The following is a 25,072-nucleotide window of genomic DNA, read 5'->3' as shown; positions in this document are numbered from 1 at the left end:
GGCACCGGTGACCAATGCGACCTTGCCTTCGAGACTGAACGGATTGCTCATTACCTTATCGCTCCTGCTGGATGTGCCGTGGTGTGCTGAGTGAACCGCGTAGTGCGCGGACGATGACGTCATACGAATGGGTGCAGCGCCGAAGGCCCATCTGAATCGCGCCGGCGTGACTGGCACCGGCTTGAACAAAGCGGCGTCATGGCCGCGGCCGCCTGCGTGCAGGCGCGTGGATGCAGGCCTTACTTGAGCTGGCAGATATCCAGCACATGCATGTCGGTGTAATCCAGGTTTTCGCCGCCCATTGCCCAGATGAAGGCGTAATTGGAGGTGCCGGCGCCCATGTGGATGGACCACGGCGGCGACACCACCGCTTCGTTGTTCTGAATCACGATGTGGCGCTGCGCATCGGGTTCGCCCATGAAGTGGTAGACGCGGTCGTTGGCGCCCAGGTCGAAATAGAAATACACCTCGCTGCGGCGGTCGTGCAGATGCGGCGGCATGGTGTTCCAGACACTACCGGGCTTGAGCACGGTCAGGCCGAGCAACAGCTGCGACGACTGGCAGGTGGCCGGCACGATGTACTGGTAAATGGTGCGCTCGTTGCTGGTTTCCAGCGCGCCGCGCTCCAGTGCCACCGCATCCTTGATCGAGAGCTGCTTGGTCTCGAAGCGCGCATGCGCCGGCGTGGAGGCCAGATAGAACTTGGCCGGGTTGGCCGCGTCTTCGGAGGCAAAACTGACATCGGTGCTGCCCATCGCCACGTACAGGCCGTCCTTCGGCCCCAGCGTGTAGGCGGTGCCGTCCACGGTCACCGTGCCGGTGCCTGCGCCGACATTGAGAATGCCCAGCTCGCGACGCTCCAGAAACGGGTGCCCGGCGGCCGACGCCGGCTCGGTCTGTCGGGGCAGTTCCAGCGTCTTGCCCAGCGGCGCGGCGCCACCGAGCACGAAGCGCTCGTAGTGGGTGTACTTGAGCGTCACCGCGTCGTCCACGAACAGCCCGTCGAGCAGATACAGCTCGCGCAGGTCGTCGTTGCTGGCGCCCTTGATGGCGTCGGGATGGGTGGCGTAATGGGTCTTGCAGTACAGGGACATGCGCGATCTCCGGTGCCAAGCGCGGGGGCAGTGGCTTGCACCGGGCCATTCTACCGACTCTGGTTAACCGGTGTCATTGCGCAGTGCACGAAATAGGTGTCGGCGGCGGGGAGGCTTGTCCGTTCTCCCTGGGAGAAGGTTGCGCACAGCACCGGATCAGCGTGCGGGGTTTGAGCGGGTGACCGTTGATGTGTGCCTTCGCCTCGACTTACAGCTGGGTTTTCCCGGACGGCTGCCTGCCGCCGTACCCTCACCCCAACCCCTCTCCCGCAGGCGGGAGAGGGGCTTTACAGCAGCGACCGCCGGACTGCCTTCCCCCGCCTGCGGGGGAAGGTGCCCGGAGGGCGGATGGGGGAGCGCGCGGCGCGCGGCGATCAATCCTCCGGCGGCTGGCAGGAGTCGCGCACGATCAGGTGCGGCCGCACGCTGGCGGTGGGCAGCTGCGGCGCGTTGTCGGGCTGGATCAGCATCGCCGCGGCCGTGCGGCCGGTGTCGCGGGTGTGGCGGCGCACCGAGGTCAGCGGCGGCCACAGGCGCGAGGCCAGCGAGCTGTCGTCGTAGCCGATCACCGAGAGCTGGCGCGGGATGTTGATGCCGGCGCGCAGGGCGACCTTGTAGATACCGGCGGCCATTTCGTCGTTACCGGTGAAGATGGCGGTGGGCCGTTTCTTGCCCAGCAGCAGCTTTTCGGCCGCCGCCACGCCGGATTCGAAGGTGTAACCGGCTTCGACGATGCGCTCGGGCGGCAACTCGATGCCGCGCCGGGTCAGCGCGTCGGCAAATCCGGAGGTGCGCTCGATCGAGGAGCGGTAGGCGCTGGGGCCGGTGACCAGGGCGATGTCGCGGTGGCCCAGCGAGAGCAGGTAATCGGCCGCCTCCGCTGCCCCGTCGCGGTCGTGGGTGATCACCGTCTGCGAGGTGGCATCCAGCGCGATCGAGGCGATGCGGGTGTAGCGGCAGCCGATCTCGGCCAGCATGTCGGCCAGCGCCTGGTCTTCGGAGGCGCGTGGCACCAGGATCACGCCGTGTAGCTTCTGTGCCTGGGCAAAGCGGCGCACGCCTTCGATGTAGCCGGGGCTGCGGCTGTCGCAGGGGTGCACCACCAGCTCGAAGCTGGAGCCGCGCAGTGCGTCCAGCGCGCCGTACTGCATGTCCACGATGTATTGCGCGGTGGGGTTGTCGTAGACCATGCCGATCAGGAACGAGCGCCGGAACGCCAGCCCGCGCGCGAGCGGATCCGGCGCGTAGCCGACCTCGCGCATCAGCGCCTCGACCTTCTCGCGCGTGTCCTGGCGCACCAGTGGCGAATTGTTGATGATCCGCGAGACGGTCTTCTTGGACACGCCCGACATCCGCGCGATGTCGTTGATCGTTGCAACCCGACCCTTCGGCAGGCCAGGCATTCCCTCTTCAGGCATCTTGCGGGCGGGCATAGCGGTCAACCAGTAAAGTTGATTGGATTCTACCGGCCCCGGGGGCGGTAGACCTGAGCGAGGCCTGCCGCTGCACCGGGTCCGCCGTGCCGGGCCTGCCACAACAGGCAGCGCCACGACATGCCCGCCGATGCAGAACGGTCAGTCAGTCAAGGGCGCGGTAGCGGAAGTTGCGGAATTCCACCTGGCCGGGGCCTGCGGCATACAGCGCCGGCTTCAGGGCCAGGAACTTGCCGGCCACGTTGTGGTGGTAACCGGACACTTCCATCTGCACCGGGTACTTGGTCCACGTCCTGCCGTCGGGACTGCTGTGAATGGTGACGATGTGGCGGTTGTTGGTGACCCGCAGCCACAGCGTGCCGCCGGTGGTGCTGGGCGCCAGCGTGCCCGGGCGTTCCTCGCCATAGCGGTGCATGACGAACTGTTGCCCATTGCTGCCGACGCCGGCATAGAGCTTGTCGCTGTAGAACAGCAACGCCCCGCCCTGCCCGCCCGGTGCCACGGTCATCTGCACTTCGAACTGGTAGGCCGGGTCGGTGGCGATCACCGTCAGCGGCGAAGCGTCGCGCGGCGCGCTGCCCTTGCCCTGCAGGCGCAACACGCCATTGCCCACCTGCAGGCGCTTGGCTTCGTCGGCAGCCGGGTTGAAGAAGGCCCACTGCGGGCCCAGCGTGGCGGCACGGAAATCGTCCGACAACGCCATCCCGTGCTGCAGCGCCTGCCCGCTGGGTTTCTTCAGCGGGGTGCCCAGATCGCCGCCCTTGGCGACGAACCAACCGTCCGGGGTCCATTCGATCGGGTCGAGCAAGGCCTGCCGGCCCAGCGTCCAGTAGCCGTGTTCATAGCCGTGGTAGAGCATCCACCAGCGGCCGTCGGTGCCTTCCACCAGGGTGGCGTGGCCACGCGACCACCATGGCTCATCCGCGCTCCTGGTGCGGGTGATCGGGTTGTTGGGCGCGTTCTGCCACGGACCGTGGATCGAACGCGAACGCGCGGTGATCACCATGTGCCCGGTCGGCGGGCCGGCGGTGCCGCCCACCGCGGTCGTCATGTAGTACCAGCCGTTGTGGCGGGTGATCTTGGGGCCTTCCCTGGGCGTAGCCTTCCACGTCCCAGCTTTCCGGATATTTCCAGCCGTCGTAGACGTGCCTGGGCGTGCCGACCACCTGCAAGCCGTCATCGGACAGCTGCACGTAATCGCCGCCGCTCAGGAACAGGTAGCGCTTGCCGTCTTCGCCCACCGCATGGCCGGGGTCGATGTATTTGCCCAGGCCGATATCGATCGGCGCGCTCCATGGGCCCTTGATGTGGTCGGCCCACACCACGAAATTGCTGCGCTCGCCCTGATCGCCATGCCGCGCGGGGAAATAGATGTAGTAGCGCTTGCCGTGCTTGATCAGGTCAGGCGCCCAGATCGCACCGACGTTCTGGGTGATGGCGTGGCCCAGCGGCTGCCAGTTGACCAGATCGCGCGAGTGCCAGATCGGCAGACCCGGGTACGCATCGAACGAGGACAGCGTGAGGTAGTAATCATCGCCATCCTTGAGCACCGACGGATCGGGATGGTCGCCGGCCAGCACCGGATTGAGAAAGCTGCCATCGCCCTGGTCGGCGATGCGCTGGTGTTCGATACCGCGCTTCCAGTCCGCCGCAGCGCTCAGGCCGGCGCACAACAGCAAGCCGCCGGCCATCAGCCAACGCCACCGGGATGAAATGGGACGCACACGCATGCTCTCTCCTAGTCCCGGATGCCGGGCTTTACCACGATGGCGGGCAATGCCACCGGTTAACCAGATGCGGTAGAACCCCGCCACCGGTAACGATGTCTGGCGCGCTTGCATCTGGATGGCAGGCGATCGATACGATGCGAAGAAGCCGTACCGATCGCCCGTCTGCCAGTCATGCCATCACGCAGTTACCCCGGCTCAGGCGCGCAGGGCGCGCGGCAGCCACAGCGACAACTCGGGGAAAAACGCCACGATCAACAGCACGCACAGCGCTGCCAACCAGAACGGCCAGATGGTGCGCATGCTTTGGGCAATGGTGATCTGCCCGATGGAGGTGCCGATGAACAGCACCGAGCCGATCGGCGGCGTGATCAAACCGATACCGCCGGCCAGCACCATCACCAGGCCGAAGTGGATCGGGTCGATGCCATAGGCCTTGACCACCGGCAGGAAAATCGGCGTGCAGATCAGGATCTTCGGCGCCAGGTCCATGAACATGCCCAGCAACAGCAGCATCACCACGATCATCAGCAGCACCGTGTTCTTGCTGTCGGCAATGGCCTGCAGGAACTTCACCGCCGCTGCAGGGACCTGCAGATAGGCCAGCAACCAGCCGAACACCGCAGCGGTGGCGATCACGAACAGGATCACGCCGGTGGTGCGCGCCGCATGCGTCACCGCAGCGAAGAACTCGGCCCAACGCAATTGGCGATACAACAACGCGGTGACGATCAAGGCGTACACCACGGCAATGGCGGCGCTTTCCACTGCGGTGAAGATGCCGGCGCGAATCCCGATGAAGATCAAGCCGACCAGCCCCAGGCCGGGCAGCGCGCCGATCAGGCGCAAGGCCACCGCACGCCAACCGGGAAAGGCTTCGGTGCCGTAGCCGCGATGACGCGCCACTGCATAGCCGGTCACCATCATCGCAGCGGTCATCAACAACGCGGGGAAGATGCCGGCCGCGAACAGATCGGCAATCGACAAGCCGCCACCGGCCGCGGCCGAGAACAGGATCAGGTTATGCGAAGGCGGCACCAGCAAGGCCACCAGCGCAGCGGTCATGCTCACGTTGACCGCGTAATCGCGGTCGTAACCGCGCTTGATCATCTGCGGAATCATGGTGCCGCCGACCGCCGAGACATCGGCAATCGCCGAGCCGGAGACGCCGCCGAAGAACAGCGACGACAGCACGCTGACCTGGCCCAGGCCACCGCGGACACGCCCGACCAACGAGGACGCCAAGGCGATCAAGCGTTCGGAAATGCCACCGCGCAGCATCAACTCGCCGGCGAAGATAAACAGCGGAATCGCAATCAACGACGCCGAGCCGCTGCCGGCGGAAATCTGCTGCACCAGCACCACCGTGGGCAGGTCCAGATACAGCAGCGTGGCCAGCGCCGCCGCGCCCAGGGCGTAGGCCACCGGCACGCCGATCAGCAGCAGCACCACGAAGGTGCCCAACAACATGGCGATGCCCATCAGCGCACTCCTCCGACATGGACCGGGCGCAGCACACGCCACAACTTGAACACGGCAAACAGCACCATCAGCGCACCGCCGATCGACAGCGGCAGGTAGTTGATGCTCTGCGGCATCTGCGCGCCGGCCATCTTGATATCCAGGCCATCGAGCAGCAGCGCCGCGCTCCACCACGCAAGCACCGCGCCAATGGACATGATCATCAGCGGGCGGATCACTTCAAAGAGTTTGCGCACCAGCGGCGGCACGTGTTCGCCCAGCAGGTAAAAGCCGAAGTGGCGGTTGGTATGCACACCGGCCGCCGCGCCCAGGCTCAGTGCGGTGCTCAGCAGCAACAAGGTCACCGGTTCGGTCCAGCTGGGCGAGTCGTTGAGCACGTAGCGGGTGAACACCTGCCAGCCCTGCACGACCACCAGGCCGAGCAGCGCCAATGAGGCCACGCCCACGGCGATATCGGAAACGCGGTCCAGCGCGCGCTGCAACGGCGCGACCGGGACGGCAATAGTCTCGGGTTCGGTCATCGGGTCACCTCTATGCGAAATCGCGGATGCGGCGGTACAGGGTTTCGATCTCCGGCTGCTTGCGGTATTCGGCCAACAGCGGCGCAGCGGCAGCGCGGAATGCCGGCATGTCGACCTGGTTGAGCTTCACGCCGTAGTCGATCACCTGCTTGCGCGCCACCGTCTCGGAGGCATCCCACAAGTTGCGCATCACCGGCACCGAGGCGCGCGCCAGTTCCACCACCAGGCCACGGTCGGCCGCGCTCAGCGATTGAAAACTCCTGCGCGACATCACCAGGATGTCCGGCGCGTAGGAATGCTCGCTCTGCGACCAGTAATGCGCGGCTTCGAAATGCCGGCTGGACTGGAAGCTGCGCATGTTGTTTTCCGCACCGTCGATCATGTGCGTTTCCATCGCCGAAAACGTCTCGCCCAGCGACATGGGCGTGGGGTTGGCGCCCAGCATGCGCATCAACTTGAGGAAGATGTCCGACGAAGCCACCCGCAATTTCAGGCCCTTGAGATCTTCCGGGCGATGCAGCGGATGCTTGGTGTTGTAGAAGCAGCGCGCGCCCGAATCGTAGATGGCAAGACCGACCAGATCGCGCTGCTCGAAGCTGCGCAGCACGCTGTCGCCGACATGCCCGTCGATGGCGCGACGCAGATGCGGTACCGAGTCGAACACGTACGGCAGGCACAGCGCTTGCGTGAGCGGGAAGGTGTTGTTCAACGCGCCCGAATACACACGGGTGATGTCGATGGCGCCGAAGCGCGCCATGTCGATCGCCTCCGATTCGCGGCCCAGCTGGCCGGAGTGGTACTGGCGCAGCTTGAGCCGGCCATTGGTGCGTTCTTCCAGTTGCTTGCCGAACCAGCGCACCGCTTCCACGGTGGGGTAGTCGCCGACGTGTACATCGGTGGCGGTAAGCAGCTGCCCGCCGGGAATCGGCGTGGTGGCGCCGGCCCCCAACCAGGGGGCGGCGGCAGCGGCGCCGAGCCCGGCACCAAGAAAATGTCTGCGTGTGATCATTGGCGCCCTCCCAAGCGTCTGGTCACGGGGACCGCCGTCAACTGGCGGACACGGCCGTACAGGAAATATCGCCGATGCCGGCGAAGCGAATCAGGGCACGTTGCCCCACTTCGATGTCGTGGATACCGGTGGCATTGCCGGTGGCAATCAGATCACCGCGCTTGAGCGGACGCCCGCGCTGTGCCGAACGGCTGAGCGCGAATGCGTAGGCCGCGCGCAGCCCGCCCGGCAGCGTGGTGGCCCCGCCGGTGCCGACCACCTTTTCGTCGATCAGCGTCTGGGCAGTGAGCGCAGTCTCGTCGCGCGCCAGCCAATCGGTCACTTCCGGGCCCAGAATCAGGCCGTTGTTGTTGCCGAAGTCCGAAATCACCACCCGCGGGCCTAACTGGTTGATGGTGGCCAGCGGGCTGCTGGCGATCTCCACCCCGATGAACAACGTGGCCGGCAGCTCTGCCGCCTGCTCCGGCGTGAAGTGGGTCTGCTCGGCCGGGGCGTCGGCGCCGAGCATCAGGACATATTCGGCTTCCACTGCGCCGAAGCCGCCGACAAAGATCGGGAACTCGGTTGTTCCACCGGTAGCATTCCAGACCTTCCGGGAGAAGATCGGGCCGAGCAGACGCTCGTCGCCGGACGCGTCGCGGCGCTCGGCGGCGATATACCCCACCTTCCAGCCGGCGACGTGGTCGTGCCACTGGCTGATGGCGATGTCCTGCACCTGGTAGGCGGTGACCAGATCGTCGGGGATTTGCCCGGGAAAGTCAGGCAGCGATGCCCCTGCACGGCGTGCTTCCACAAAGCGCTGGGCGATGGCGGACAGCGCGGGTGTGGACGATGGCGGAGTGGCGGCGTCGTTGCTCAAGGGTGTCTCCCCGATAGGTGTTTTGTTGCACTGCCAATCGACAGCGGCACGGTGTGCTGTATATGGTAAACCGGTGTCATTGGCAATGTGCACTGCGGCAATTGTGGTCGCGGTGACGAAGTGGCCCTGGGAGGGGTGAATGGAACAGACACGCCAAACGCGTGCTTTGACCGCGCTTTCGCGCGCCACGCGGCATGGCCTGGCGGTCCTAGTGCTGGGCGCGTTGCTGGCCGGCCCGGCGCCGGCGGCCGAGCGACCGAGCGCCGACACTGCCGCCGAACAAGCCAGCCGGATCGCGCTGTGGCCAACGCGCCTGGCACCGGGGGATACGGCGTTGCCGCAACCGCAGCGCATCGTCGAGCGCAGCAGCGAGCCGGCGCAGCCGGATCGCTACATCCAGCAGGTCAGTACGCCGTATCTGGTGGTCTACCGGCCCAAACAGCCCAATGGCACCGCCCTGCTGGTCACGCCTGGCGGCGGCTACCAACGCATCGTGCTGGACAACGAGGGCAGCGCGCTGGTGCCCGGCTTTGTCGACGCCGCCGGCATCACCCTGTTCGTGCTGCGCTACCGGCTGCCGGGCGAAGGCCACCCGAACGGCGCCGACGTGCCGCTGGCCGATGCGCAACGTGCCTTGCGGCTGATCCGCGCCAACGCGGCGCGCTATGGCATCGATGCGCAGCGCGTGGGCGTGATGGGCTTTTCGGCCGGCGGCCATGTGGCCGCCAGCCTGGGGACGCGTTACGCCGCGCAGGCGTATTCGTCCATCGACGCGGCCGATGCACTGAGCGCACGACCGGACTTCCAGCTGCTGATCTACCCGGTGATCGACATGGACAGCGCCAACGCGCACAAAGGTTCACGCGAACGCCTGCTCGGCAGCGCCCCGAGCCAGGCGCAGGTACAGGCCTATTCGCCGCAGCTGCACGTGGACGCACGCACGCCGCCCACCTTTTTGCTGCATGCGCAGGACGACGCCGTGGTCTCGGTGCGCAATAGCCTGCTGATGCACGATGCGCTGCTGCGCGCCGGGGTGCCGAGCGAACTACATGTGTTTCCGCAAGGTGGCCATGGCTTCGGCACTGCCCGTGGCACCGGCCTCACCGTGGCCGCATGGCCGCAGCTGGCGCAGGCCTGGATCGCGCATGTCGTCAAGCCGCAGACGCCGGCATCCAACCCCGCACCGATACCTGCACCTGCGAAGGAGGTGGCGCGATGACGGCCCGGCCCACGCCGGACGCACACCGACGCACGCTGCTGCGTGGTGGCCTGTTCGCCACTGCCGCCGCAACGCTCCCCGGCTTCGCTGCCGCGGCCGTACTTCCGCCGCCACGCGACGATGGCGCGCCGCTGGCACGCGTGCGGAGCGGCGCACTGCGCGGCTACCGCGACCAGGGCGTCTGCGTGTTCAAGGGCATCCCGTATGGCGGCGACACCGGCCCACGGCGCTTCCAGGCACCGCTGCAGGAAACGCCGTGGCACCACGTGCGCGATGCCAGCGGTTTCGGTGCAGCGGCGCCACAGCCCAAGGCCAGCGAGCCCACCAGTGAGGACTGCCTGTTCCTCAATGTGTGGACACCCGGCCTGCGCGATGGCGGCAAGCGGCCGGTGTTGTTCTATATCCACGGCGGCGGCTACACCACCGGCTCCGGCAGCGACCCGCTCTACGATGGCGTGCGCCTGTGCAAGCGCGGCGATGTGGTGGTGGTCACCGTCAATCACCGGCTCAATCTGTTTGGCTATCTGTCGTTGGCGCAGTTGGGCGATGCCGCTTTTGCCGACTCCGGCAATGCCGGGCAGCTGGACCTGGTCCAGGCGCTGCAATGGGTGCGCCAGCACGCGGCCGAATTCGGTGGCGACGCAGGCAACGTCACGGTGTTTGGGCAATCCGGCGGTGGCGCCAAGATCGCCACGCTGATGGCGATGCCGGCCGCGCGTGGGCTATTTCATCGCGCCTGGACCATGAGCGGGCAACAGGTCACCGTGGCCGGGCCGCGTGCGGCCACCCAGCGCGCGCAGCTGCTGCTGGACGCGTTGAAGATTTCGTCAGGCGAGATCGCGCGCATGCGCACGCTGCCGGTGGCCCAACTGCTGGCTGCCGCGCAAGTGCGCGACCCATCGCGGGTGGAAAGCAACGCGCTGTATTTCGGCCCGGTGCTGGATGCGCGCAACGTGCCGGTGCATCCGTTCTGGCCAACAGCGCCGGTGCAGTCGGCACGTCTTCCGATGGTGATCGGCAATACGCGCGATGAAACACGCGGCTTTCTCGGCAACGATGCGAAGAACTTCGCGCTGAGTTGGGACGAGTTGCCGGCCAGGCTGGAGGCGCAGCAATATGTGGACCTGTTGCCGCAGGTGATCATTGCCGAATATCGGCGCCTCTATCCGCAGTACACGCCGTCGCAGGTGTTCTTCGCAGCCACCACCGCCGGCCGCTCGTGGCGCGGCGCCGTCGAAGAAGCCGAAGCGCGTGCCCGTCAGGGCGCGCCCACCTGGGTCTATCAACTGGACTGGGGTTCGCCGCTGGATGGCGGCAAGTTCGGCGCCTTCCACACCTTGGATATTCCGCTGGTGTTCGACAACGTGCGCCAGCCGGGTTCGCGTACCGGCGATGGTGCCGATGCGCAGCGCATGGCCGAGCAGATGAGCGAAGCGCTGCTTGCGTTTGCGCGGCATGGCGACCCCAATCGTCGTGGGGCGCCGCACTGGCAGCGGTATTCCTTGAAACGGCGCGAAACGCTGGTGTTCGATACGCCAAGCCGGCTGGAACTGGATCCACGTGGTGGCGAGCGCCTGTTGTATCAACAAGCGCCGTTCATTCAACGCGGGACGTTTTGATTGCCACGCAGCGCAAACACCATGCGCTACGCGCGGCCCGGCCCTCAACGCGCAGCGGGCACCGGCGCATCTGCCTCGATCACGCCCTCGCGCTTGAGCGCTTCCCAGACCGCCGACGGAATCGTCACCCGCATCGAGGTCGCATTGGCCCGTGCCTGCTCGGCCGTGCGCGCACCGGGAATCACGGCCGACACCACCTGCGGGGCCGCAGCAAATTGCAGCGCGACGGTGCGCAGATCCACACCGTGCCGGTCGCAGATGGCCAACGCCTTCTGCCGCTTGGCAGGCGCCCATGGCGGAATGGTGCCGTCGTAGAGATAACGCTCGCGCCCGGCCAGATAGCCAGCCAACAGCGGCGCACCGACCACAACCGAGGCGCCGTGCTTTGCGATCTTCGGAAAGGTGTCATGCAAGGCCTGCGCATGGTCGAGCAGCGAGTACTGGCAGGCGAGCAGGAAGATGTCGGGGTCGGCTTCTTCGATTGCGCGCAAGGCCGGCTCGGGACGATTGACGCCAAAGCCCCAGGCCTTGATCAAGCCCTCCTTGCGCATCTTGGTCAGCTCCGGCATCGCGCCCTTCACCGCCTCGGCGAACCGCTGCTCCCACGGCATGCCCAGGTCTTTTTCGTTCTCTGGCGAGAGATCGTGGATATATGCGATGTCGATCTGCGACACACCCAGACGCTGCAGACTGTCTTCGATCGAGCGCCGCACACCGGACGCGCTGTAGTCGTAGCGATAGTCGAACGGCGACGGTTGCTGCCACATCGTCTTGGGTGGCGTGTCGGTCGCGCTGAGCAAGCGCCCGACCTTGGTCGACAACACGTAATCGTCGGCCGGATGGTTGTGCAAATGATGTCCGGTGCGGCGCTCCGACAGGCCCAGCCCGTACCAAGGCGAGGTATCGAAATACCGCACCCCCGATTCCCACACCGCTGCCAGCGTCTGCTCGCTCTGTGCGTCGGTGGCAGGCGCAAAGCCATTACCGATGGCCACGCCACCGAAGCCGAGGCGACTGCGAGGCCTGTAGCGTCCGCCCTTGACGAGCGGATTGGTCGGCAATGCGCCCGCGTCGGTTTTCCCGCGCGTGGGCATCACGCTGCCGGGCGCCGACGATTGCGCCATCAACGGCGCAGCGGCCAACGCCGCAGTGCCGGCGGCGGCGGCGGAAAGGAATTGGCGACGTGTATTCATGGGAATTCCTTGCAACAACGTGGTCCACGAGCATGGCCCCGCCGGTGTGCATGCCGAGTCAGCGAACTCAGCCCAGGGCTAGTGGCCGCACTTGCGCGCGTGGCGCGCCATCGCCCAGCCATAGCGTGGCCACGCTGATCGGCAGACTGAAACGACGCGGCCCGGCGCTGCCCGGATTGAGATACAGCACCCCATCGTGCATGTGCACCAGCGGCTTGTGCGAATGGCCGCTGATGACGACGTCGGCCTGCACCTGCGGTGCCAGCGTCTTCAGATCGTGCAGCACATGGATGCGCACGCCATCGATCTGCAGATCCAGCGTCTGCGGTAAGCCGGTGGCCCACGGCTTGTCGTCGATATTGCCTGCGATGGCATGCAGCGGTGCCAGTGCCCGCAGTGCCTCAAGCACCTGCGGCTTGCCAACATCGCCGGCATGGATGATCTGCGTACAGCCCTCGAGCGCGGCAAGCGCTTCGGGCCGAAGCAGGCCGTGCGTATCGGAGATCACGCCGATCTGCGTGCCGGTGCCCGTCTCGCCATCACCGCGTTTGCGCATGATCATCAAGATGACCTGCTGCTGGATGATCTGCTGCCAGATCCCGGCCTGGAGAGATCAATGCCATCACCGTCGAGTCGGAGTGCATGAATGCAAGCGATGCCAGTGCATGACCCACCTGTCAACGACAGCGGGATGCATGACGCAGCTGCCGCTTCCCACCGGGCCAGTAGTCCGGTGGGGAGCGCAGGGGGCATCAGCCATACGGCGTCAGCACGATGGCGCCCAGCGGTGGCAACACCAGCGGCAGCGATTGCGCGTGCCCGTGCATGGATTGCGGCTCGGCGGTGACGCTGCCGCCATTGCCCAGATTCGCACCGCCGTAGATGCCGGCGTCGCTATTGAACACCTCGCGCCACTGGCCGCCTTGTGGCACACCGATGCGATAGCCGTGTTGCACGACCGGGGTGAAGTTGATCACCACCAGCACCGGTGCGTCGCCGCGTTTGCCCTTGCGCAGGAACGCCACCACGCTGTTGCCGGCATCGTCGCCCACCACCCAGGCGAAGCCGGACGGATCGTCGTCGTGCACGTGGAGCGCCGGGTATTGGACATACAGCCGGTTCAAATCGCGCACCAGCGTCTGCACCCCACGATGGCGGGGGTCGTCGAGCAAATGCCATGGCAGCCCGGCGTCGTGATTCCACTCGGTCGGCTGGCCGAATTCGCAACCCATGAACAGCAACTTGCGCCCCGGGTGGGTGAACATGAAACCCAGGTACGCGCGCAGGTTGGCGAAGCGTTGCCAATCGTCGCCCGGCATGCGGCCCAGCAACGAACCCTTGCCGTGCACCACTTCGTCGTGCGAGATCGGCAGCACGAAGCGCTCCGAATACGCATAGACCATGCTGAAAGTCAGTTCACCGTGGTGGTAGCGGCGATAGATCGGATCCAGCCCGGCGTAATGCAGGGTGTCGTGCATCCAGCCCATGTTCCACTTGTAGTGGAAGCCCAGGCCGCCGTGCGCCACGTCGGCGGTGACACCGGGAAACGCAGTGGATTCCTCGGCAATCATCACCGCACCCGGCGTGTGCTCGCGCACCACCTCGTTGAGCCGGCGCAGGAACGCGATGGTCTCGTAGTTCTCGCGCCCGCCGTGGATGTTGGGTATCCACTCGCCGGCGTTGCGGCTGTAATCGCGGTACAGCATCGAGGCCACCGCATCCACGCGCAGGCCGTCGACGTGATACCGCTGCACAAATTCCATCGCACTGGCGATCAGGAACCCGGACACCTCACGGCGGCCGTGGTTGTAGATCAGCGTGTTCCAGTCGCGATGGAAGCCTTCGCGCGGGTCGGCATGCTCGTACAGCGCGGTGCCGTCGAAATGCGCCAGCCCGTGCGCATCGGTGGGAAAGTGCGCCGGCACCCAGTCGACGATCACGCCGATGCCTTCGCGATGGCAACGATCGACAAAGCGCGCGAAACCATCGGGCGTGCCGAAGCGCGCGGTGGGCGCGAACAACCCCAGCGGTTGATAGCCCCACGAGCCGCCGAACGGATGCTCGCTTACCGGCATCAACTCGACATGGGTGAAGCCCATATCGGCCACGTACGGAATCAGGCGATCGGCCAGCCCATCCCAATCCAGATCAACCCCTGCTTCGCGCAACCAGGAGCCGGCGTGGATCTCGTAGATGCTCATCGGCGCGTCGTGGGCCTGGCGACGCGCACGCGTGGCCATCCAGCCGTCGTCGCTCCACTGATGCGGCGTGGGATCGGCCACGATGGACGCAGTGCCCGGCGCAAGCTCCGCGCGGCGCGCCACCGGGTCGGCCTTGGCCGGCAACTCGTGCCCGTGCGGACCACGCAGCTGGTACTTGTAATGCGCGCCGGGGCCGACGTCGGGCACGAACAGTTCCCACACGCCGGACTGATGCCGCAGCCGCATCGGATGACGGCGCGCGTCCCAGCTGTTGAAGTCGCCCACCACCGCCACGCGCGAGGCATTCGGTGCCCAGACGGCAAAGCGCGTGCCGCGTACGCCCTCCACCTCGACCACGTTGGCACCCAGCGCGTCGGCCAGCTGCAGATGGTGGCCCTCGCTGATCAGGTGCAGGTCGAAGTCGCTGAGCTGCGGGCCGAACGCGTACGGGTCGGCGGTCTCCTGCTCGCCACCGGGCCAGCCGATGCGCAAGCGATACCCACCGTGCGCCGGCAACTCGCCGGCGAACAGGCCCGGTTCCGGGCCGGCGTCCAGCGCCACCACCTGCCCATCGTCGAGCACCGCGCTGACCCGGTCGGCGCCGGGTAGATAGGTGCGCAACAAGCGCCCGTTGTCGGACGGGTGTGCGCCCAATACCGCGAACGCGTCGCCATGGCGCGCCTCTGCCAGGGCGCGTACCGCGCCGGGATCCCATCGATTGCTCACTGCTGTCATTACTCCACTCATCATGTGTCTCCTGCACCGGCACGTGCGCGTTGCAGGATGCGTCGCAAGCCTTCGATCGGCACCATCAGCCACCCTGGGCGATTGGCCGCTTCATAGCGCACTTCGTAGCAAGCCTTCTCCACCAGGAACAACAAGGTGGCTGCATTGAACGCCGCCGGCGCAATCCACGGATGGGCGCTGGCGTCGAGCACGGCATGGTAAGCGTCCAGGAAGGCCTGTGTGGAGCGGCGGCGGAATTGCACCAGGAATTGGTCCAGATGGGTGTCCACACCAACACCCGCGCGGGCGGCGGTGCCTTCCTCGCCACGTGCCGACACTTCGCTGGCGTAATCGAGCGAGCGCAGGAAGCCGGCAACATCGCGCAGCGGGCTGGCCTTGGCGCGGCGTTCGGCCAGCGGCTTGGCCGGCTCGCCCTCGAAGTCGATCAGCACCACATCGTCGAAGGCCACCAGGATCTGGCCCAGGTGAAAATCGCCGTGCACGCGCGTGAGCAAGGAATCGGCCAGCACGCTCGGCGCCCTGGCGAGCAAGGCGTCCAGCTGCGGGCGCTCGGCCAGCACCGCCTCCAGCGCTTCGCGCTCGGCACTGTCTTCGATGCCGGCCAGGCGTGCGTTGACGGTCTCCCACATCTCTTCGACCTGGCGCCCCACGCCGGCCACCACATCGTTGGCGGTGGGCAGGTCGATGCGTTGCGGCGCGAAGTCGGCATCGTCGGTGCCGCGTGACAGCGCTTCGTGCAATTCGGCCAACCGTTTGCCCACCACGGCGGCGAAGGCGTCGTAGCCGGCGACCGCTTCGGCGCGCGCTTCGTCGGTCTGCGCAGTGGCGTATTCGTCGAAGCTGCGCGCCAGATGGTCCAACGTCCAGCGCCAGGCATCGCCCTGGTTGCGGATGAAGCCCTGCAACAACGCGATGGTGGTGACGGTGCCCTGCCCGTCGATCCGGCTGACGCTGCCCAGCAGTGGCGCGGCATTGGCATAGCCCATCTCGGTCAGGCGGCGGCCGATCTCGATCTCCGGGTTGGCGCCCACGGCCACATGCCGCAGCAGCTTGAACACGGCCTTGTCGGCGACCACCAGCGAGCTGTTGCTCTGTTCGGCCGACAACCAGCGGATTTCCGGATCTTGCGGGATGTCCAGCGTTGCCAGTGCCGGGGTGGCTTCGAAGCAGACCTGCCCCTGTTGGGAGGCATCGTCGCCATCGCAGAAGTCCAGCGCTGCATGGCTGCCCAGCGCATCGATCACACCGCGCACCATGGGCTTGAGCGCAAACGCGTCGGTGAGATAGCCGACCTCGCGGCCTTGGCGCACGCGCGCCAGCGCCAGCTGCTCGGCCAGCGTGCTCGGCTGCTCGCGCTCCCACACGATGCCCACCGGCAGCATGTAGCGCTCGTGGCGGCCGTCTTCCAGCTCTACCTCCAGTTCCAGCAGGGTCATCGGCTCATCGCCTGGCAGCGGCGTACGGCGCGCGATGCGCACGCTGCGCAGCGCCTGGTCCTTGGCCGAGAACCAACGCCGTGCCGACAGCCACGCCGGCAGGATTTCGTCTTCCAGGGTGGGCAGATGCGGCAGCAGTGCAGCGCTTTCGTCGGCATCGCTGCGCAGCACCAGCGTGCGGTAATCCGGCAGCGGCACCGGGCTGGGGACATGCCAATCCGGCAACGTGCCTTCGCTGACCAATTGGAAGGCATAGAAACCGAACGGCGGCACCGTGAGCAGATAGGTCAACCGGCCGATCGGCGGGAAGCTGCCGCCGCCGATGATGTCCACCGGCACGCGACCTTCGAACTCGGACAGATCCAGCTCCACCGCCTGCAACGTGTGCGAGAGGTTGGCCACGCACAACACGGTTTCATCCTGATAGCAGCGCAAGTAGGCGAGCATGCGTCGGTTGCCCGGGTACAGGAAGCGCAAGCTGCCGCGGCCGAAGGCCTGGTAGCGCTTGCGCACGCTGAGCACGCGGCGGGTCCAGGTCAGCAGCGAATGCTGGTCGCGGATCTGCGCTTCCACATTCACCGCCTGGAAACCGTACAGCGGGTCCATCACCGGCGGCAGCACCAGCTGCGCCGGGTCGGCGCGCGAGAAACCGCCGTTGCGATCGATCGACCACTGCATCGGCGTGCGCACGCCGTCGCGGTCGCCCAGATGGATGTTGTCGCCCATGCCGATTTCGTCGCCGTAGTACAGCACCGGCGTGCCGGGCATGGTCAGCAGCAACGAAGTCATCAGTTCGATGCGGCGACGGTCGCGCTCCAGCAGCGGCGCCAGGCGGCGGCGGATGCCCAGGTTGATACGCGCCCGGCGATCGGCCGCGTAGGTCTGCCACAGATAATCGCGCTCCGAATCGGTGACCATTTCCAGCGTCAACTCGTCGTGGTTGCGCAGGAAGATCGCCCACTGGCAGCTCTCCGGAATCTCCGGGGTCTGGCGCATGATGTCGGTGATGGGGAAGCGGTCTTCGCGCGCGATCGCCATGTACATGCGCGGCATCAGCGGGAAGTGGAACGCCATGTGGCATTCGTCGGCGTTCTGGCCGAAGTATTGCTGGGTGTCTTCCGGCCACATGTTGGCTTCTGCCAGCAGCATGCGGTCCGGGTATTCGGCATCCAGGGTGGCACGGATCTTGCGCAGGATGGCGTGGGTTTCGGGCAGGTTTTCGTTAGAGGTGCCGGCGCGCTCGATCAGGTACGGCACCGCGTCCAGGCGCAGGCCATCCACACCGCGATCCAGCCAGAAACGCATCACCTCCAGCACCGCTTCCAGCACCGCCGGGTTATCGAAATTCAGGTCCGGCTGGTGCGAGTAGAAGCGGTGCCAGAAGTATTGCCCGGCCACCGGATCCCAGGTCCAGTTGGATTTCTCGGTATCGCAGAAGATGATGCGCGTGCCTTCGTATTCCTGGTCGGTGTCCGACCACACGTAGAAGTCGCGCTCCGGCGAGCCGGCCGGCGCGTTGCGTGCGCGCTGAAACCAGGGATGCTGATCGGAGGTGTGGTTGATCACCAGCTCGGTGACGATGCGGATACCGCGCGCATGCGCCTGCGCCACCAATTGCTCGAAGTCTTCGATGCTGCCGTAATCCGGATGCACCGCCATGTACTCGGCGATGTCGTAGCCGTCATCGCGGCGCGGGCTGGGATAGAACGGCAGCAACCAGATGGTGTCCACGCCGAGTTCGGCGATGTAATCCAGCTTGGAGATCAGCCCCGGAAAATCGCCGATGCCATCGTCGTTGGAGTCGAAGAACGACTTGACGTGCACCTGGTAGATGATCGCGTCCTTGTACCAGCGCTGGTCGGCAACCACGGCCGACTGCTCTGCGTCGGCTTGTAACGATGCCACTGCATTCATGCGACCTCTCCTGCGCGGATGCGCCATAACGCGAACGGTCGCGTTGCCTCTAGACGGATGTGTTGGTATTTGCCATGCCACGCGAAGCGATGCCCGTCCCACAGGTCGTCCACGGCAACGCTGGCGTGATCTGGCAGGCCCAGTTCCCACAACGGGATTTCGATATCGGCGTCCTGCCCGGCATGCGGGTCCAGGTTGATCGCCACCAGCACCATGCTGCGGCTGCGCGACAGGTAGCCGCCATCCAGAAACTTGCCGTAGTACAGCACCTGGTCGTTATGCGCCTGATAGAAGCGCGTGCCCAGGTGCGATTGCAGTTCCGGATGCATGCGACGCAGTTGGTTGAAGCGGGTGATCTCCTCGACGATGTCGCCGGGCGCGCGTTCGGGCCAGGCGCGCAGCTGGAATTTTTCCGAGTCCAGATACTCTTCCTTGCCAGGCGCCAGCGGTGTGGCTTCGCAGAGCTCGAAGCCCTGGTACATGCCCCATAAACCCGACAGCGTGGTCGCCAGCGCGGCGCGGATCAGATGTCCGTTGCGCCCGCTGGTCTGCAGGAACAGCGGGTTGATGTCGGGCGTATTGACGAAGAAATGCGGGCGAAAGCACTCGCGCGGCACGCCATCGTTCAACTCTTCCACGTACGCCTGCAGCTCGTGCTTGTGGTTGCGCCAGGTGAAATAGGTGTAGGACTGCGAGAAGCCGCACTTGGCCAGGCGGTACATCATCTTCGGCCGGGTAAAGGCTTCCGAAAGGAACACCACATCCGGGCGCCGGCCGCGCACATCGGCAATCAACCACTCCCAGAACGGGAACGGCTTGGTGTGCGGATTGTCGACACGGAACAGCGTGACGCCTTCGTTGACCCAGAACAGCACCGCGTCGCGCAGCGTATTCCACAGGTCCGGCACCGCGCCGCTGGCATAGAAATCGACGTTGACGATGTCCTGGTACTTCTTGGGCGGGTTCTCTGCGTACGGGATCGAGCCATCCGCGCGCCAGGTGAACCAATCCTTGTGCTCCTTCAACCAGGGGTGGTCCGGGGCGCATTGGATGGCAAAATCCAGCGCCACTTCCAGACCCTGCGCGCGCGCGGCCTGGATCAGCCGGCGAAAGCCTTCCAACCCACCGAGTTCGGCATGGACTTCGGTATGCCCACCATCGGTCGCGCCGATCGCATACGGGCTGCCGGGCTCGCCTTCCACCGCCGTGACCGAGTTATTGCGGCCCTTGCGGTTGTTCAGGCCGATCGGATGGATTGGCGGCATGTACAGCACGTCGAAATTCATCGCGCGGATGTGCGGCAAGCGCTTGATGACGTCGTCGAATGTGCCATGCCGGCTCGCATCGCCGCTTTGCGAGCGCGGAAACAGTTCGTACCAACTGGCGAAATGCGCCGCGCGGCGCTCGGATTCGACCCGGAAGGTGACCGGATATTCCGAGCGGAACGGCTTATCGTCGGCCAGCGCCATCGCTTGCGCGGTGTCCGGCTCCAGCACGATGGCCAGCTGCTGCAAGGGTTCGCTCTGCGCGCCGATGCGGGTCAGCACTGCCTGCAGGCGCTCGGCCAGCGCACCGTCGCTGCGCGCCTGTGCGGCCTGCACTGCCGCAACCGCCTCCTGCACATCCACCGGCAACACCGTATTGGCAGCCCGTTTTTTTTCCAGATCCGCATGCAAGGTGGCGAAGACGTCGCGCCAGGCTTCCACGCGAAATTCGTAGGTGCCGATACGTTCCAACGGGAACTCGGCGCGCCAGCGGTCGTTGCCCAACGCACGCATTGGCGCACTGGCCCAGGCCTTGGCGTCGGCCGGACGCCACAGCACCGCCACCGCGATGCGGTCATGCCCATCGCAGAACGCGTCGGCCTCCACGCAAATGCGGTCGCCCACCGTGCGCTTGACCGGGAAACGGCCGTTATCCACCGACGGCGTCACCGACTCGATGCACACGCGCGGCCAGGTACCGGCCGTCTGCGCGCGCGGGCGCATGCGCGGCACTGCCAGCACATGGCGCGCCGGCACGCTGCGATACACGCGCACCTCGCCAGGCTCCAGCGCCTCCAGCGTGGCCCCGGACAACGTGCGGCCATCTTCGGCCACCAAGGCCTCGGCATCGCCGAGCAGCCGCAACAGGTCTGAGGCCGGCACCGGCACCACGTGCTGGGTGTCGCCATTGATCAATAACAGGGAGGGCAAGCCGCCCAGCGGCTCGATCGCCACCGCGGTGAGCCCGGTCGCCTCGCGCAGCAGCGGGCGCAACCGCATGCCTGCGTTGCTGGTTGGCAGGCCGTCGGTGGCGCGGATCGACGATGGCAACGTTGCCAGGTGCGCATCGTCCAACAGCCATGACCCGCCCAATGCCAGCGCCAGTTGCCAGTGCTGCTCGGGCGCCGCGGCGCGCTTGTCATCGGGCGCATCCAGCACCGCAACGACCTGCGCGGCCAACGCGCGCAGCGCGCTGTCTTCGTCGAAGAACCAGCTGCCGCGACCATCCCACCAGACGAGCGAGGAAAACGCCGCATCGAACCCGGCACCGGCCAGCTGCTGCAATGCGTCCAGCCCCAGGCCCGGCGTCCATGCCGCAAACACCACCTCCGGCGCCTGCGCGTGCACGCGCGCGATCAACTCGCGCCAGCGCTGTACTGGTACCTGGTGCGGCTGCAACAGACGAAAGCCACCAACGCCCTGGCTCACCCACTCCAACAGGCGCGCACTCCACCACTCCACCAGCGCCGCGCCTTCTTGTGCATAGGCAAAGCGTGCTTCGGCCACTTCCGGCGTAGCACGCGGCTGACGCGGATCCGGGACCGCGGTGCTGCGCGCGCGGAACCACTGCGGGTTATCGCGCACCACCGCGCTGGCGCCGCCTACTTCGTCCAGGCGCACATCGATCAACAGCTTCACGCCCGCGCGGTGCGCCGCCTGCACGACCTCTTGCAGGCGCTGCGCCTGCGTCTGGGCGCCGGCCGCGGGCTCGATCAGACGGCCTTCGGCATCGCGCTCGAAGGGTGCCGCCATCACCACGTAATCGCAGCCAGCCTCACGCACCGCCACGCAGCGCTGCTCCAGCCCGGTTGCGTCCTTCAGTGCTTCATTGAGAACACAGATGCGCATGGCGCCCCCTCAACAGGCAACGGCGCGCATGCGCACCGTCACGTGGGAAGCCAGCGGACGCGTACCACGTGGCAGTCTTGCGAGCCTTTGCTCACCGCACGCCGCACCACCATCCCTACGTACCGAACCTTGCCGTATTGACGCTTGCCGGCACGCTGCCCGACCGACCCTGCCACCCGTGACTGCACTCATGCGCGACTCCGCAACGATTCTTGACCCATGCAGTCAAACACCCCCACTGCGAATTTCATGTGTCGGTGGAATTGACGAAAATCAAACAAGCGCGGCTGTGGTGCGCATGGCGTGTGGTGACACGGTCCTGCTGAAAGGGCGGTCGTCTTGCCGCACACTACCGCCCCCCATTTGGAGTCATTGCCATGCACAAGGCTTGGATGCTTGCCTTGTTAGGCATTTCACCGCTGGTCCACGCAGCGCCTGCCACCAACGATCCCACTTGCCGCAATGTTGTTCACCAGCGCGCCGGTGGCGTTCTCACTCGGGAAGGTCATCCCGCCGCGCATGTATCTGCTCAAGGAGACCGATGGCTGTCCGGAAAAGAGGCGAGGCCGCATGCCAGGGACGCGCCTATGTGTTCAAGAACGATACTGTCCTGACGGCGCAGCGTCGCAATGCGTATGTCTGCGTGCTCTACCCCAACAAGGGAGGCGGCAGTGCTGGTTGGGTTGCACAGTCCAACCTGCGGATGCAGCCAAGCGCGGCCGCGCCCACACCACAGGCGTGGAACGGTCACTGGCACGACGGCGACAACACGCTGCAGTTGCCCCCCAACGCAGACGGCAGCATCACCGTCAACGGCGATGCGTACTGGCCCAGCGCCTTTCCCGAGCCGGAACAGACGCCGGGCGGCCCGCACACGGGCTCGGTCACCGCGCGCGGCTATCCAGAAGGCAACCGCGTCGAGGTCAACGAGAACACGTGCAAGGTGCGCCTGCAATTGCTGCGCGACCTGCTGGTGGTCGACGACAACCTGGAATGCGGCGGAATGAACGTTTCCTTCGGCGGGGTGTACCGAAAGAAGTAATCGCAAGCCTAGGCCCGATGCGCCGCGTTCCTGCAGAGGACGGCGCACAAACAGCAGCCGGCGACGCCAGCAGCGGAAGAGAGCAGGCTGGTGCACCGGATGCAGCTGCATTACCACGGCGACCAGGCTGCCGGCGGGCGCCATTACGTGATCTACAAGGATGGCCAAAAAGTCGACGATGGACGCAGCGATGCCAACGGATTCACCAAGGCACACAATGCCGACTACGACCAGGTGTGGACAACCTCGGTGCTCAACAACTGAGTGCCTGTTTCGGTGCGGCGCACCCTGATTTATAACCAGTCACGCTGGAGAAGATCGGTAACCAGCCGGTCAACCTATCCTCCTGACCCGCTGAAGATAGGCGTCCTGGCAAGACGTCTCGCTTTCGAAAGTGCGAGCGTTTGAGCAGCATATGCTGGCCTTCAAGCGCACTCTGGTTACCTGCCTTTCGGAATCCGCTACGCTAAACTCCGATGCACGGACACGAGACAGGCAATGAAGCTGACAGCTGCGCAAATCCTTTCGACGCCTGGCCAAGTCGAAGAGAACATCAGTAAGCACCTCGATGTCATTCGCCTGGCGGCGAGCAAGGGTGCGGATGTGCTGGTCTTTCCCGAGCTTTCCCTCACTGGTTACGAACCCGGATTGGCGCAGGTGCTGGCGGTGCAGCTGGCTGATCAGCGCTTTGATCAATTTCAGCTGGCAAGTGACCGGCACGGCATGCTCATCGCCGTTGGCGCGCCCACGAAGGGGGCAAAAGGTACCGAAATCAGCATGCTCTGCTTCCAACCGGGGCTGGAGCGCACAAGCTACTCCAAGCAGCAGTTACACCCTGACGAGTTACCGTTCTTCACCGCCGGTACCGAGCAGCTTGTTCTCAGACACGCTGATCAGCTGCTGGCGCCTGCCATTTGCTACGAGTCACTGCAGGCAAACCATGCAGAACAAGCTGCAGCGTCAGGTGCTGGCGTGTATCTGGCAAGCGTGGCCAAGTCGGAAAGAGGCGTGACATCGGCCTACAGTCATTATCCGACCATTGCAAAAACACATTCCATGACTGTCTTGATGGCGAACTGTGTAGGCCCTGCCGATACCTTCATAGGAGCGGGTCGGTCTGCCATCTGGAGCAGTGACGGTGACCTCGTTAGCAGCGCTGATGCCTTCCAGGAGGCATTGGTGGCGTACGACACGGGGACCGGAAAAGCGAACGTCTTCAGCTTAGCTTGAGATCAGGGCAAGGCCGGTAACAGGCAGCCCTGTCTGTGCGGTGACGCTCGGCAATCCCGCTTGCCCGCTGCGTCAGCAGCTGCGCGAGGCATCCGCGGCGGCAGGTTTGGCGTGAATGCATTATCAGGATGCAACGACCTGGGGATATAAGCCCTTCGCGCTGTTGAGCTCAACGGCCAACTTCCCTACCTTGGACAGTAGCTTGCCGATATCCTGCTCAGAATCAGCGTAAAAATAATCGATGCAAAACCGAAGTGACGTACCAAACTGATCGCCGATGGGTGGAAGCGCAACGCTCCTGATCTGCATCGGCTCGCCCGCTCGCGCCGAATCGCGTACCCACCAGGAAAGGAACTCGAGTGCCTTGAGGCCTTTCGGATCGCGCGTGATACCAAAGTTGACGGAGATGGCAAGCTCGTTGGCCAAGCCTCCCTTTGTGCGCTTCAACGCGCCGAGCGGCAGGTCGGCATACGGAAGAAGACTGAAGTCGCTTTCCGTGACCTCAGAAAGATCCATGTTGTCCACCGCTGCATCGGTAATACCAGGGATAGACGTAATGGCGTCCTGCAGTTTTTGTACTTCAGGCGGCGTTGCTACTCAAGATCAATTGAATCGAACTAAGGAGCAAAATTAGCGCCGTCACTTGCTGCTCCACGTTAATTCGTAATCCAACGCATCTGAGATTTTTTATTCGGAGACCGTGGACATTAATTTATCGACGCGCTCAGATCAGCGTGAAGGGTTATCCTGACATCGTCCACCCCTTGGCCGGAACCTAAATTCTCATCAAGAAATGCAGGAGCAGCCTCGTACTCAATTGAGAAAATAAATCCTCTGACACACCACACCTTGGCGGTCAGCTCTTGATTGCAAGATTTAATAACCAGGCTCGCAACCATAAGTTCTTCCGTTTTATTTTTGAAAGCAATTGCAGCATCAAAAGTTGGCTTTCCTTTGGACATCCGGTAAAAATTGACTTCCACGCCGTGCGGCAGTCGTTGCACTTTATTTATTTTAGAAATTTGCAAATTCCATAGCTCTCTTTCAGGGATAGGTAACTCCCCTCCTATCGAATCAAGAACTAAACGGTCAATCCGTGAAATATTTGGATTTTTTATTTTAGTTTTAAAAATTCTATCAAAAAAAGAGTTCATAAATTCCTACTAAGGAAGGTCTGAACAACGAGACCTGACAGGGCGGAAGGTGGCGTCGTTCCGAAGAGTGGCTTTTGGA

At 64.9% G+C, this 25,072-nt stretch carries 17 protein-coding genes and 2 pseudogenes; 5 read left to right on the top strand and 14 right to left on the bottom strand.

The window, feature by feature from the left end:
- Positions 1 to 239 precede the first annotated feature (239 nt).
- The 7 genes and pseudogenes from kduI to J7360_RS01775 all read right to left on the bottom strand — a co-directional run bounded on the left by kduI (position 240) and on the right by J7360_RS01775 (position 8,125).
- Positions 240 to 1,094, bottom strand: coding sequence for a 5-dehydro-4-deoxy-D-glucuronate isomerase (kduI, locus tag J7360_RS01805; protein WP_007968129.1), 855 nt, complete (start codon positions 1,092 to 1,094; stop codon positions 240 to 242).
- A gap of 374 nt (positions 1,095 to 1,468) precedes the next feature.
- Positions 1,469 to 2,527: a LacI family DNA-binding transcriptional regulator gene (locus tag J7360_RS01800; RefSeq protein ID WP_007968130.1), complete on the bottom strand. Its 1,059-nt coding sequence runs from the start codon at positions 2,525 to 2,527 to the stop codon at positions 1,469 to 1,471.
- A gap of 145 nt (positions 2,528 to 2,672) precedes the next feature.
- Positions 2,673 to 4,257, bottom strand: a pseudogene (locus tag J7360_RS21585) (family 43 glycosylhydrolase).
- A 195-nt stretch (positions 4,258 to 4,452) separates the two neighbouring features.
- Positions 4,453 to 5,736, bottom strand: a complete 1,284-nt coding sequence (locus tag J7360_RS01790) for a TRAP transporter large permease (protein ID WP_005912129.1) — start codon at positions 5,734 to 5,736, stop codon at positions 4,453 to 4,455.
- Entirely contained in the window at positions 5,736 to 6,257 is a 522-nt protein-coding gene (locus tag J7360_RS01785) for a TRAP transporter small permease (RefSeq protein ID WP_007968133.1), read from the bottom strand. The genes J7360_RS01790 and J7360_RS01785 overlap by 1 nt, the downstream gene beginning before the upstream one ends.
- Positions 6,258 to 6,267: 10 nt before the next feature.
- Positions 6,268 to 7,266, bottom strand: coding sequence for a TRAP transporter substrate-binding protein (locus J7360_RS01780; protein WP_007968136.1), 999 nt, complete (start codon positions 7,264 to 7,266; stop codon positions 6,268 to 6,270).
- Between the two features lie 37 nt (positions 7,267 to 7,303).
- Positions 7,304 to 8,125 (bottom strand): 2-keto-4-pentenoate hydratase, encoded by an 822-nt coding sequence (locus J7360_RS01775; protein ID WP_209033138.1) that lies wholly within the window; start codon positions 8,123 to 8,125, stop codon positions 7,304 to 7,306.
- Between the two features lie 139 nt (positions 8,126 to 8,264).
- Between J7360_RS01775 and J7360_RS01770 the strand changes: the two genes are divergently transcribed.
- Together J7360_RS01770 and J7360_RS01765 are read left to right on the top strand one after the other, a co-directional pair.
- A complete protein-coding gene (locus tag J7360_RS01770) occupies positions 8,265 to 9,344 on the top strand; it encodes an alpha/beta hydrolase (RefSeq protein ID WP_022557838.1) in 1,080 nt (359 codons plus the stop codon).
- The gene (locus J7360_RS01765; protein ID WP_057662797.1) at positions 9,341 to 10,963 is read left to right on the top strand and encodes a carboxylesterase/lipase family protein; all 1,623 of its coding nucleotides are present in this window, start codon (positions 9,341 to 9,343) and stop codon (positions 10,961 to 10,963) included. The genes J7360_RS01770 and J7360_RS01765 overlap by 4 nt, the downstream gene beginning before the upstream one ends.
- Positions 10,964 to 11,007: 44 nt before the next feature.
- Here J7360_RS01765 and J7360_RS01760 read toward each other — a convergent pair whose 3' ends face one another.
- From J7360_RS01760 to J7360_RS01740, 5 genes are all read right to left on the bottom strand, one after another.
- Positions 11,008 to 12,156, bottom strand: a complete 1,149-nt coding sequence (locus J7360_RS01760) for an aldo/keto reductase (protein ID WP_209033136.1) — start codon at positions 12,154 to 12,156, stop codon at positions 11,008 to 11,010.
- Positions 12,157 to 12,223: 67 nt separating this feature from the next.
- Entirely contained in the window at positions 12,224 to 12,718 is a 495-nt protein-coding gene (locus J7360_RS01755) for a metallophosphoesterase family protein (RefSeq protein WP_057662804.1), read from the bottom strand.
- Positions 12,719 to 12,908: 190 nt separating this feature from the next.
- Positions 12,909 to 15,092: a 1,4-alpha-glucan branching protein GlgB gene (gene glgB / locus J7360_RS01750; protein ID WP_057662806.1), complete on the bottom strand. Its 2,184-nt coding sequence runs from the start codon at positions 15,090 to 15,092 to the stop codon at positions 12,909 to 12,911.
- An 11-nt stretch (positions 15,093 to 15,103) separates the two neighbouring features.
- Complete coding sequence (gene treS, locus J7360_RS01745) at positions 15,104 to 18,454, bottom strand: maltose alpha-D-glucosyltransferase (RefSeq protein ID WP_209033134.1); 3,351 nt, start codon at positions 18,452 to 18,454, stop codon at positions 15,104 to 15,106.
- The gene (locus tag J7360_RS01740) at positions 18,451 to 21,567 is read right to left on the bottom strand and encodes a maltotransferase domain-containing protein (RefSeq protein WP_057662811.1); all 3,117 of its coding nucleotides are present in this window, start codon (positions 21,565 to 21,567) and stop codon (positions 18,451 to 18,453) included. The genes treS and J7360_RS01740 overlap by 4 nt, the downstream gene beginning before the upstream one ends.
- A 377-nt stretch (positions 21,568 to 21,944) precedes the next feature.
- Between J7360_RS01740 and J7360_RS01735 the strand changes: the two are divergent.
- From J7360_RS01735 to J7360_RS01725, 3 genes and pseudogenes are all read left to right on the top strand, one after another.
- Positions 21,945 to 22,609 (top strand): annotated as a pseudogene (locus tag J7360_RS01735) (hypothetical protein).
- A 99-nt stretch (positions 22,610 to 22,708) separates the two neighbouring features.
- The gene (locus J7360_RS01730; protein WP_162045111.1) at positions 22,709 to 22,873 is read left to right on the top strand and encodes a hypothetical protein; all 165 of its coding nucleotides are present in this window, start codon (positions 22,709 to 22,711) and stop codon (positions 22,871 to 22,873) included.
- A 234-nt stretch (positions 22,874 to 23,107) separates the two neighbouring features.
- Positions 23,108 to 23,839: a carbon-nitrogen hydrolase family protein gene (locus J7360_RS01725; RefSeq protein ID WP_057662813.1), complete on the top strand. Its 732-nt coding sequence runs from the start codon at positions 23,108 to 23,110 to the stop codon at positions 23,837 to 23,839.
- 123 nt (positions 23,840 to 23,962) lie between these two features.
- Here the strand turns inward: J7360_RS01725 and J7360_RS01720 are convergent, their stop codons facing one another.
- Together J7360_RS01720 and J7360_RS01715 are read right to left on the bottom strand one after the other, a co-directional pair.
- The gene (locus J7360_RS01720) at positions 23,963 to 24,355 is read right to left on the bottom strand and encodes a hypothetical protein (protein ID WP_211115790.1); all 393 of its coding nucleotides are present in this window, start codon (positions 24,353 to 24,355) and stop codon (positions 23,963 to 23,965) included.
- Between the two features lie 191 nt (positions 24,356 to 24,546).
- Positions 24,547 to 24,993, bottom strand: coding sequence for a hypothetical protein (locus tag J7360_RS01715; protein WP_139792819.1), 447 nt, complete (start codon positions 24,991 to 24,993; stop codon positions 24,547 to 24,549).
- Between the last annotated feature and the right edge of the window lie 79 nt (positions 24,994 to 25,072).

Origin of the sequence: Xanthomonas sp. D-99 (assembly GCF_017746145.1) — a bacterium.
In the GTDB taxonomy this organism is placed as follows: Bacteria; Pseudomonadota; Gammaproteobacteria; order Xanthomonadales; family Xanthomonadaceae; genus Xanthomonas; species Xanthomonas cissicola.
Note: the sequence above shows the minus strand (reverse complement) of the source record. Positions and strands in the feature narration are given on the sequence as shown.

Excerpts from the sequence above, each read along its gene's own strand:
- J7360_RS01785 (WP_007968133.1), bottom strand. The coding sequence starts at position 6,257 with ATGACCGAACCCGAGACTATTGCCGTCCCGGTCGCGCCGTTGCAGCGC.
- treS (WP_209033134.1), bottom strand. The coding sequence starts at position 18,454 with ATGAATGCAGTGGCATCGTTACAAGCCGACGCAGAGCAGTCGGCCGTG.
- J7360_RS01715 (WP_139792819.1), bottom strand. The coding sequence starts at position 24,993 with ATGAACTCTTTTTTTGATAGAATTTTTAAAACTAAAATAAAAAATCCA.
- glgB (WP_057662806.1), bottom strand. The coding sequence starts at position 15,092 with ATGACAGCAGTGAGCAATCGATGGGATCCCGGCGCGGTACGCGCCCTG.
- J7360_RS01755 (WP_057662804.1), bottom strand. The coding sequence starts at position 12,718 with ATGATCATGCGCAAACGCGGTGATGGCGAGACGGGCACCGGCACGCAG.
- J7360_RS01720 (WP_211115790.1), bottom strand. The coding sequence starts at position 24,355 with ATGGATCTTTCTGAGGTCACGGAAAGCGACTTCAGTCTTCTTCCGTAT.
- J7360_RS01790 (WP_005912129.1), bottom strand. The coding sequence starts at position 5,736 with ATGGGCATCGCCATGTTGTTGGGCACCTTCGTGGTGCTGCTGCTGATC.
- J7360_RS01800 (WP_007968130.1), bottom strand. The coding sequence starts at position 2,527 with ATGCCCGCCCGCAAGATGCCTGAAGAGGGAATGCCTGGCCTGCCGAAG.
- J7360_RS01740 (WP_057662811.1), bottom strand. The coding sequence starts at position 21,567 with ATGCGCATCTGTGTTCTCAATGAAGCACTGAAGGACGCAACCGGGCTG.
- J7360_RS01780 (WP_007968136.1), bottom strand. The coding sequence starts at position 7,266 with ATGATCACACGCAGACATTTTCTTGGTGCCGGGCTCGGCGCCGCTGCC.
- J7360_RS01770 (WP_022557838.1), top strand. The coding sequence starts at position 8,265 with ATGGAACAGACACGCCAAACGCGTGCTTTGACCGCGCTTTCGCGCGCC.
- J7360_RS01730 (WP_162045111.1), top strand. The coding sequence starts at position 22,709 with ATGCAGCTGCATTACCACGGCGACCAGGCTGCCGGCGGGCGCCATTAC.
- kduI (WP_007968129.1), bottom strand. The coding sequence starts at position 1,094 with ATGTCCCTGTACTGCAAGACCCATTACGCCACCCATCCCGACGCCATC.
- J7360_RS01725 (WP_057662813.1), top strand. The coding sequence starts at position 23,108 with ATGAAGCTGACAGCTGCGCAAATCCTTTCGACGCCTGGCCAAGTCGAA.
- J7360_RS01765 (WP_057662797.1), top strand. The coding sequence starts at position 9,341 with ATGACGGCCCGGCCCACGCCGGACGCACACCGACGCACGCTGCTGCGT.
- J7360_RS01760 (WP_209033136.1), bottom strand. The coding sequence starts at position 12,156 with ATGAATACACGTCGCCAATTCCTTTCCGCCGCCGCCGCCGGCACTGCG.